This is a genomic window from Amycolatopsis sp. SID8362, assembly GCF_010550475.1.
In the GTDB taxonomy this organism is placed as follows: domain Bacteria; phylum Actinomycetota; class Actinomycetes; order Mycobacteriales; family Pseudonocardiaceae; genus Amycolatopsis; species Amycolatopsis eburnea.
On record NZ_JAAGNB010000911.1, the window covers coordinates 1 to 7533 of the forward strand.

9 protein-coding genes and 1 pseudogene are annotated in these 7533 nt (G+C 72.1%); 7 read left to right on the top strand and 3 right to left on the bottom strand.

The window, feature by feature from the left end; genetic code table 11:
- Together G3I65_RS28295 and G3I65_RS28300 are read left to right on the top strand one after the other, a co-directional pair.
- Positions 1-200 (top strand): annotated as a pseudogene (locus tag G3I65_RS28295) (biotin-dependent carboxyltransferase family protein); the annotation flags it as partial.
- Positions 201-298: 98 nt separating this feature from the next.
- Positions 299-718 carry a hypothetical protein gene (locus G3I65_RS28300; protein WP_309235762.1) on the top strand — a complete coding sequence of 140 codons (420 nt, stop codon included), beginning with the start codon at positions 299-301 and terminating at the stop codon, positions 716-718.
- Here G3I65_RS28300 and G3I65_RS28305 read toward each other — a convergent pair.
- Positions 697-1545 carry an aminodeoxychorismate lyase gene (locus G3I65_RS28305; protein WP_160698809.1) on the bottom strand — a complete coding sequence of 283 codons (849 nt, stop codon included), beginning with the start codon at positions 1543-1545 and terminating at the stop codon, positions 697-699. The genes G3I65_RS28300 and G3I65_RS28305 overlap by 22 nt on opposite strands.
- 31 nt (positions 1546-1576) lie before the next feature.
- Here G3I65_RS28305 and G3I65_RS28310 point away from each other — a divergent pair, with 31 nt between their 5' ends.
- Genes G3I65_RS28310 through G3I65_RS28320 form a run of 3 tightly spaced genes read left to right on the top strand, consistent with a single transcriptional unit; the run spans position 1577 to position 4255 of the window.
- Positions 1577-2707, top strand: a complete 1131-nt coding sequence (locus G3I65_RS28310) for a folate-binding protein YgfZ (RefSeq protein ID WP_160698810.1) — start codon at positions 1577-1579, stop codon at positions 2705-2707.
- Between the two features lie 49 nt (positions 2708-2756).
- Complete coding sequence (locus G3I65_RS28315) at positions 2757-3323, top strand: aerial mycelium formation protein (protein WP_086861421.1); 567 nt, start codon at positions 2757-2759, stop codon at positions 3321-3323.
- Complete coding sequence (locus G3I65_RS28320; protein ID WP_160698811.1) at positions 3320-4255, top strand: asparaginase; 936 nt, start codon at positions 3320-3322, stop codon at positions 4253-4255. Before G3I65_RS28315 ends, G3I65_RS28320 begins: the two co-directional genes overlap by 4 nt.
- A gap of 2 nt (positions 4256-4257) precedes the next feature.
- Here G3I65_RS28320 and G3I65_RS28325 read toward each other — a convergent pair whose 3' ends face one another.
- A complete protein-coding gene (locus G3I65_RS28325) occupies positions 4258-5154 on the bottom strand; it encodes a hypothetical protein (protein ID WP_163046770.1) in 897 nt (298 codons plus the stop codon).
- Between the two features lie 207 nt (positions 5155-5361).
- Between G3I65_RS28325 and G3I65_RS28330 the strand changes: the two genes are divergently transcribed.
- Complete coding sequence (locus tag G3I65_RS28330) at positions 5362-5550, top strand: DUF3073 domain-containing protein (RefSeq protein WP_160698812.1); 189 nt, start codon at positions 5362-5364, stop codon at positions 5548-5550.
- Between the two features lie 105 nt (positions 5551-5655).
- Positions 5656-6510 carry a 3-hydroxybutyryl-CoA dehydrogenase gene (locus G3I65_RS28335; RefSeq protein WP_309235764.1) on the top strand — a complete coding sequence of 285 codons (855 nt, stop codon included), beginning with the start codon at positions 5656-5658 and terminating at the stop codon, positions 6508-6510.
- On the opposite strand, the gene G3I65_RS28340 is transcribed toward G3I65_RS28335, so the two are convergent.
- A complete protein-coding gene (locus G3I65_RS28340; RefSeq protein ID WP_160698813.1) occupies positions 6501-7295 on the bottom strand; it encodes an ECF transporter S component in 795 nt (264 codons plus the stop codon). The genes G3I65_RS28335 and G3I65_RS28340 overlap by 10 nt on opposite strands.
- Positions 7296-7533: the final 238 nt, after the last annotated feature.

Here is a 7533-nt window from a genome sequence, read left to right on the forward strand (position 1 = left end):
GGGCGGTCGACGGCGAGCTGCCCAGCGAAGGCGTCGTGACCGGCGCGATCCAGGTACCGCCCAGCGGTCGGCCGGTGGTGTTCCTCGCCGACCACCCGACCACCGGCGGCTACCCGGTCGCGGCCGTCGTCCGCGCGGCCGCGCTGAGCGCGCTCGCCCAGGCCCGGCCGGGCACCCGCGTCCGCTTCCGGCTGTCCTGAAAGTCCGGTACCGCCAGGCAGGTGAGACCGGAGTCACCCGGTGCACCCGTCCGGGTAGGGGCTGGAACCATGTCGAGCCGTCGCCCGTCCTGATAACTGTGGAACAGGTGACGATCAGCGGTGGCGCGGGTTTCCTCGACGTGAACACGCGGACGCGCGCGGAGCTCCCGCAGTCGCTGCGGATCGCGCTGGCGACCGGGCAGCTGCGCCGCCCGCTGGCCACCACGCTCGGCCCCGTCCTCGACCTGCTCGTCGACGGCGACTACCGCGTGAGCGGGCCGGAACGGCTCGCCGCGGACCAGGAGCTGACGCCGACCGACACCTGGCCGCCGTCCGACGAAGCCCGCGTCGGGTACTACCGGACCGCCATCCGCACCGGGCACCGGCCGGTCGCGGTGGTGCTGGCCGACGGCGAGCGCGAGCTGATCATCGACGGCCACCACAAGATCGCGGCGTACCGCGAAGAAGCGGTCGAGCCGGCGGTCGTGCGGATCACTCAGGCGTACTCGCCCTCGTAAGCCGCCACCAGCTCGGCGTAGACCGCGGCGGAGTCGGGGAGGCGCTCGCCGTCCAGCGTGTGCACGCGGGTCAGCTTGCGCACGCTGGAGGCCATGAAGACGCCGTCGCCCTCGACGAGGTCGCGGACCGTCAGCGGCTCCACCTTGACCGCCCAGCCCGCCTTCTCGGCGCCGCGGAAAAGCGCGGCTTGGGTGGTGCCCGGCAGGATGCCGATGCTCGACGGCGGCGTGTAGAGCGTCCGGCCCTTGGCCAGCACGACGGTCGACGTCGGCCCTTCGAAGACCGAACCGTCGGCGGCGGTGAAAATCACATCTTCGGCGCCGCGGCGCCCGGCTTCGCGCACCGCGGCCATGTTCATCGCGTAGGACAACGGCTTCGCGCCGAGCAGCAGCCAGGGCGCGCGCTCGGCGAGGTCCGGCGGGAAACCGCGTTCGAGGGTGATCGCGGCGACGCCTTCGGCGCGAGCCTTCAAGATCGATGGCGGCACCTCGGAACCGAGCGCGAACCCGGTCGGCTTCGCGGCGGGGTCGCCGTCGGATCCCCTGGTGTACACCAGTTTCAGCGTCATTTCGGGGCCGCCCGTCCACCGTTCGAGCACCTGCGCGACCACGCGTTCCCACGCGGCGAGGTCGGGCTCCGGCAGGTCGAGCATCGCCGCGGACCGGGCCAGCCGTTCGAGGTGCGGGCGCAGCTCGCGGGGCTTGCCGTCGACGACGAGGATCGTCTCGAAGACGCCGTCGCCGCGCATCAGCCCGAGGTCGTCGACCTTGATCTGGGCGACGCCGGGGTCGGCCGGGGTTCCGTCGAGGAAGACGAGGACGCGCATGCGGCCACGGTACTCACCTAGGCTGAGGGGTATGCCGTACCGCTCGCCGCTGCTGGACGTGCCCGGATCGATCGCCGCCCCTGACGACCACCCCGAGGCCGGAGTGCCCTGGCACTGGGGAGACCCGTTCGCGGAGCAGCGCACGGCCTCGCGCGGCGTGGTCGTGATCGACCGGTCGCACCGCGAGTTCCTCGCCGTCACCGGCGAAGAGCGGCTGTCGTGGCTGCACCTGGTCATCTCGCAGCACGTGACCGGGCTCGCCGAGGGCTCCGGCACCGAGGCGCTGGTCCTCGACAGCCAGGGCCGCGTCGAGACGCACATGGTGGTCGCGCACGTCGACGGCACGGTGTACCTCGACACCGACCCGGGTCCGAGCGTCACCAGCGCGCTCCCCAAGGGCGGCCCGCAAACGCTGCTCGAATACCTCGAAGCGATGAAGTTCTGGTCCAAGGTGGACATCCGCGACGCGACCGCCGAGCTCGCGCTGCTCACCGTGCTCGGCCCGGACGCCGAGCGCGTGCTGAGCGCGGTCGGCGTCGAAATCGGGCCGGAGCCGTACGCGGTGGCGCCGCTGCCGGATGGCGGCTTCGCGCGGCGGATGCCGTGGCCGGGCCGCTCCAGCGTCGACCTGGCGGTCCCGCGCGCGGCGCTGCTCGACTGGTGGAAGCGGCTGACCGACGCGGGCGCGCGGGCAGCGGGCAGCTGGGTGTTCGACGCCCTGCGCGTCGAGTCGGTGCGCCCCCGCCTGGGCGTGGACACCGACGACCGCACGATCCCGCACGAGGTCGGCTGGGTCGGCTCGGCCGCGCACGTCGCGAAGGGCTGCTACCGCGGCCAGGAGACGGTGTCAAAGGTGCACAACGTCGGCCGCCCGCCGCGGAACCTGCTGCTGCTCCACCTCGACGGTTCGCCGGAGGTCACGCCGGAGCCCGGCGATCCGCTGCTGCTCGACGGCCGGACGGTCGGCCGGATCGGCACGGTCATCCAGCACCACGAGCTCGGCCCGATCGCGTTGGCGCTGGTCAAGCGGTCGACACCGGTGAGCGCGGAGCTGCTGGCGGGGTCGGAGGACAACCTCGTCCAAGCGGCGATCGACCCGGACTCGGTGCCGTCGGAACAGCCGGCCCCGGGGCGCGCGGCGGCAGCGCAACTCCGTGGCTGAACGAAAGCCCCTGACGGCGAGATCACGCTCAACCGGGATAAACTGCGCTGTGATCGAAGTGCGGCCCGGTGGCAGGCGGCGGATCGACCGCGTGCTCGGCCCGGGGTACCTCAGCGGCTTGGGCGAGTTGCCGTTGAAGGTGCTGCGCGAGCGGCGCGACGAAGCCGCGCAGGAAGAGACGGACCTGTCCTACCTGCGGCGGCTCCTGCACGCGCGCATCGACATCGTGCGCGCCGAGCAGGTGCGGCGCAGCTCCGGCGGCGAAGCCAGCATCGTCGACCAGCTGGCGACGATCCTGGCCGACAACGCGCTGGGCCCGGCGGCGGGTTCGGGCCGCCACCAGCAGCTGGAGCCGTCCCGGGCCGGCGAACACCGGCGGCACGCGGAAGCCCTGATCGGCGACACCGACCTGACCGACGTCGGCTCCCTCTCGGACGAGAAGCTCGCCTCCGCTTTGGACACCTACGCCAGCGAAGAGCTGTCGGTGTCGTCCTTCCGGCGCGAGGTCCAAGGCGTCATGGACACGCTGAACGCCGAGATCGCGAAGCGCTACCAGCAGGGTTCGGCCACTGTGGACGAGCTGCTCGAGAGCGAACGAGGACGCGGCGAGCAGTGACCAACCCCGTCCTGGCCGAGGTCGTCCGCTCCGGCTTCGTCGAAAGCGTCCACCGCGGTGCCCTGGTCGTGACCGGTCCCGAAGGCGAAGCCCGCCTGGTGCTGGGCGACGTCACGTCGCCGGTGTACCCGCGCTCGTCGAACAAGCCCCTGCAGGCGGTCGGCATGCTGCGCGCGGGCCTGGACTTCGACGGCGAGGACCTGGCGCTGGCGTGCGCGTCGCACTCCGGCGAGCCGGGCCACGTCAAGCGCGTCCTGGAGCTGCTGGAAGCGGCCGGCCTGCGCGAAGACGACCTGGCGTGCCCGCCGGACTTCCCGCTGCACGTCCCGAGCATGCGCGACGCGGCCGAGCCCCGCCGCGTGATGATGAACTGCTCCGGCAAGCACACGGCGATGCTGACCACCTGCCTCCGCGCCGGCTGGCCGACGTCGGGGTACGAGGCCCCGGACCACCCGCTGCAGCAGAAGATCGCGGCGGCGGTCGCGGAGCTGACGGGCGAGCCGATCGCCCACACGGGAGTCGACGGCTGCGGCGCCCCGCTCTTCGCGTTCTCCCTGACCGGCCTGGCTCGCGCGTTCGGCAGGCTGGCGGTCGCGCCGGACGGCCCCGAGAGCCGGGTGGCCACGGCGATGCGGACGCACCCGTGGCTGGTCGGCGGCACCGGCCGCGAGGACACGGACCTGATGTCCGCGGTGGACGGCCTGGTCTCGAAGGCGGGCGCGGAGGGCGTCCACGCGTTCGCGTTCCCGGACGGCTTCGCGGTGGCGATCAAGATCGACGACGGCAACAAGCGCGCGTGCGCCCCGCTGGCGGTGGCGGCCCTGCGGTACCTGGGGGTCGACGTGTCGACGTTGCCGGAGCTCGCCCACGGCTCGATCCTGGGCGGCGGCCGCCCGGTCGGCGAGATCCTGGTCCCGGAACTGCGCGGCTGAGCTCAGTTGCCGCGTTCGCGGGCGGCGACGTCGCCCCAGAACTCGCGCAGGTCCGAGAACAGCTCGGCCAGCTCCTCCACGTTCCCCGAGCGCAGCGCGTCCAGGATGTCGTGGACCTCGTCCGCGGTGTTGTCGGCCTCCAGGACCGCGTCCGCGAACAGCTGCACCAGGCCGCCGTAGTCGAGCTCGATCACCGAGTCCGGGTGGAAGTTGTCGAGCCAGCGGCGGGTTTCGAAGAGGACGCGCCCCGGGCCGGAGTCGCCGAAGGTCTGCTCCAGCAGTTCGCCGGCTTCACGCGCGCGGTGCTGGGCGTCGGCGAGCGTCGCGCGCCAGGAGAGTTCGCGCTTCGGGTCGTCGCGGCCGTCGCCGAGCACGAGGCGGCGCTCGTCCGGGTCGATCAGCACGAACCAGGGCAGCGGGACCGTCCACGTCGTCGACAGCGTGTGGGCCGCGGACGTGCTCAGGTCCGCCATCGCCGACTTGGTGCGGGCGCGGATCGTCTCCTGGGTGAAGCCGCCCTCGTCGAGGACGACGTTCTTCAGCGCCGGGTGCGCGTCGCCCAGGAACGTCACCAGCGCGGCCGCCGAGCGGGCGCGCAGTTCCAGCGGACAGACCAGCGGGCCGGCTTCGGCCTTGCCGCCCGGGACGTCCTGCGGGTCGAGCACCAGGACGTCGGTCAGCAGGCTCGGGGCGGGACGGCCGTCGGCGAGCTCGGCGGGCAGCAGCCGCCGCGGGGCGGCGACCTGTGACTTGAGCCACATGGCCTGCTCGCGGGCGCCCGCGTCCGTCCGCCGCAGCTTGGCCGCCGCGACGGCCGCACGCAGCCGTTCGTCCGGCGGGTCGCCCAGGGCGAGCAGGGGTTCGTACACCCGCAGGTAGGCCACGAAGGGACGGAGCACGGGTAGATCGTGGCACGTCTACCTGCGCCGATCGTCACCGACCGGCCGGTAACCGGTGTCCGGCCGACACTGTCACCACCGGCACACCGTGCCACGTCGCATCGAACCCCCCGGACACGGTACGGTGTGAGCAGGAAAGAATTGTCGAGACGATGCGGGGCCGCCGATTCCCCCGGCCGCCCCGCCCCTGTGCGAGGGGGTCGAGCCATGGGGCGCGGCCGGGCTAAGGCCAAGCAGACGAAGGTGGCGCGCGAGCTCAAGTACAGCTCGCACGAGACCGACTTCGATGCTTTGCAGCGCGAGCTGTCGAGTAACTCCTCCAGCGGTCATTACGAGGAGTCCGACAGCGAAGATCAAGACCCGTACGACGACGGGTACGACGAGTACCGTCGTTGAGCACGCGTAACCGCGCGAGGGCGAGCCGGGCAAAACCCGGTAACCGCCCTCGCGCGCTGCGTGCTGCCCAAGAACGGGCCTGCGAAGCGATGAAGGAGTGAGCCGGTGGTCAGTCGAGTCGGAGTCGTCGGAGCGGGACTGATGGGTTCCGGCATCGCCGAGGTGCACGCCAGGGCCGGGTTGGACGTCGTGGTCACCGAGGTGAACCAGCCGGCGCTCGACGCGGGCAAGGCCCGCATCGAGAAGTCCCTGCAGCGCGGCGTCAAGAGCGGCAAGCTGTCGGCCGAGGACGCCGACGCTGCCCTCGGCCGGGTCCGGTTCACCACCGACATCGCCGAGTTCGCCGACCGCGAACTGGTCGTCGAGGCGATCCTCGAGCAGGAGCAGGCGAAGGTCGACGTCTTCCGCCAGCTGGACAAGATCGTCGACGCGGAGGACGCGGTGTTCGCGTCCAACACGTCGTCCATCCCGATCATGAAGCTGGGCATGGCGACGAGCCGGCCGCAGCAGGTGGTCGGCATCCACTTCTTCAACCCGGTGCCGGTGCTGCCGCTGGTGGAGCTGGTGCCCTCGCTGCTGACGAGCGAGGAGACCGCCCGCCGCGCGGAGGAACACGCGACGACGGCGCTGGGCAAGACCGTGATCCGCTCGCAGGACCGCGCCGGGTTCATCGTGAACTCGCTGCTGGTGCCGTACCTGCTTTCGGCGATCCGCATGATCGAGTCGGGCTTCGCCTCGGCCGAGGACATCGACCGCGGCATGGAGCTGGGCACCGCCCACCCGATGGGCCCGCTGCGGCTGTCCGACCTGATCGGGCTGGACACGATCAAGGCCATCGCGGACTCGATGTACGCGGAGTTCAAGGAGCCGCTGTACTCGTCGCCGCCGCTGCTGCTGCGCATGGTGGACGCGGGCCTGCTCGGCAAGAAGACCGGCCGAGGCTTCTACTCCTACAGCTGAAAGGCCGCCCGCCGCGCGGCCCGTCGCAGCACCGCGAGGATGGCCGGCCCCAGGAAGACGATGGCGACGGCGTTGGTGATCGCGCGGCCGGTGTCCCAGCCGAGGGTTGACGTCAGCACTGTGTACACCACGAACCGGTGAAGGTTGTCCGCCAGTGGCGCGCCGGGGACGAAGCCGAGCTGAGTGCTGTCCCCGGCGAGGAACGGCCATGACCACAGGCTCATGAGGAGCCCGAAGAAGTAGGCCGCGAAGACGCCGTACGCGACGAGCATCGCGATCTCGGCCTTGCCACGCGCCCGCGGCAGCAGCCCGGCACCCAGCCCGATCAGCGACGACGCGAGCATCTGGAACGGCAGCCACGGCCCGACACCGGCGGTGAGCAGCGCGCTGGTGAACAGCGACGTCGAGCCGAGCACGAACCCGAACCCGGGCCCGAACACCCGCCCGGCGAGCACGAGCAGGAAGAAGACCAGCTCGATGCCCCCGGTGCCGGCCCCGAGCGGCCTGAGCCCCGCGTTGACGGCGGAGAGCACCCCGAGGAGGGCGAGCGCTTTCGCGTCGATGCCCCCGCGGGACAGCTCGGCGAGGACGACGAGGATGAGTACCGGCAGGGTCGCCATGAAGACGAACGGGGCGTCGGCGGTGTGGGCGGCTGCGGTCGGTTGCGGGTGGGTGAAGAGGGGCCAGCAGAACATGGCCAGCCCGAGGAGGCTCGCGGTGGTGAGGACCAGCGCGGGGCGTGGGGTGAGGCGGATGGTGCGGGAGGCCGGGAGGAAGTCGGTCATGGCGCCGGCCTTGGTGCTGGTTTGGGGGCTTGGGTTGCTCGGGGCACGCCAATAGCCGACCGTGCTCCGGCAACACCCGGCACACCGGTCGCTGGCCGCGCTCGGGCAGGACCGGGCACGCCGGCAGCCGGCTGCGCTCGGACAGCGCGGGACGAGCCGGTGGCTGGCTGCGCTCGGACAGCACCGGGCACGCCGACGGGCGGCTGCGGTCGGGCAGCTCGGGCAGCTCGGGCAGCTC

What these genes read in the sequence shown, in the direction of transcription:
- G3I65_RS28305 (WP_160698809.1), bottom strand. Translation starts at nt 1,545, where the DNA reads ATGCGCGTCCTCGTCTTCCTCGACGGAACCCCGGCCGACCCCGGCGTC.
- G3I65_RS28310 (WP_160698810.1), top strand. Translation starts at nt 1,577, where the DNA reads ATGCCGTACCGCTCGCCGCTGCTGGACGTGCCCGGATCGATCGCCGCC.
- G3I65_RS28330 (WP_160698812.1), top strand. Translation starts at nt 5,362, where the DNA reads ATGGGGCGCGGCCGGGCTAAGGCCAAGCAGACGAAGGTGGCGCGCGAG.
- G3I65_RS28340 (WP_160698813.1), bottom strand. Translation starts at nt 7,295, where the DNA reads ATGACCGACTTCCTCCCGGCCTCCCGCACCATCCGCCTCACCCCACGC.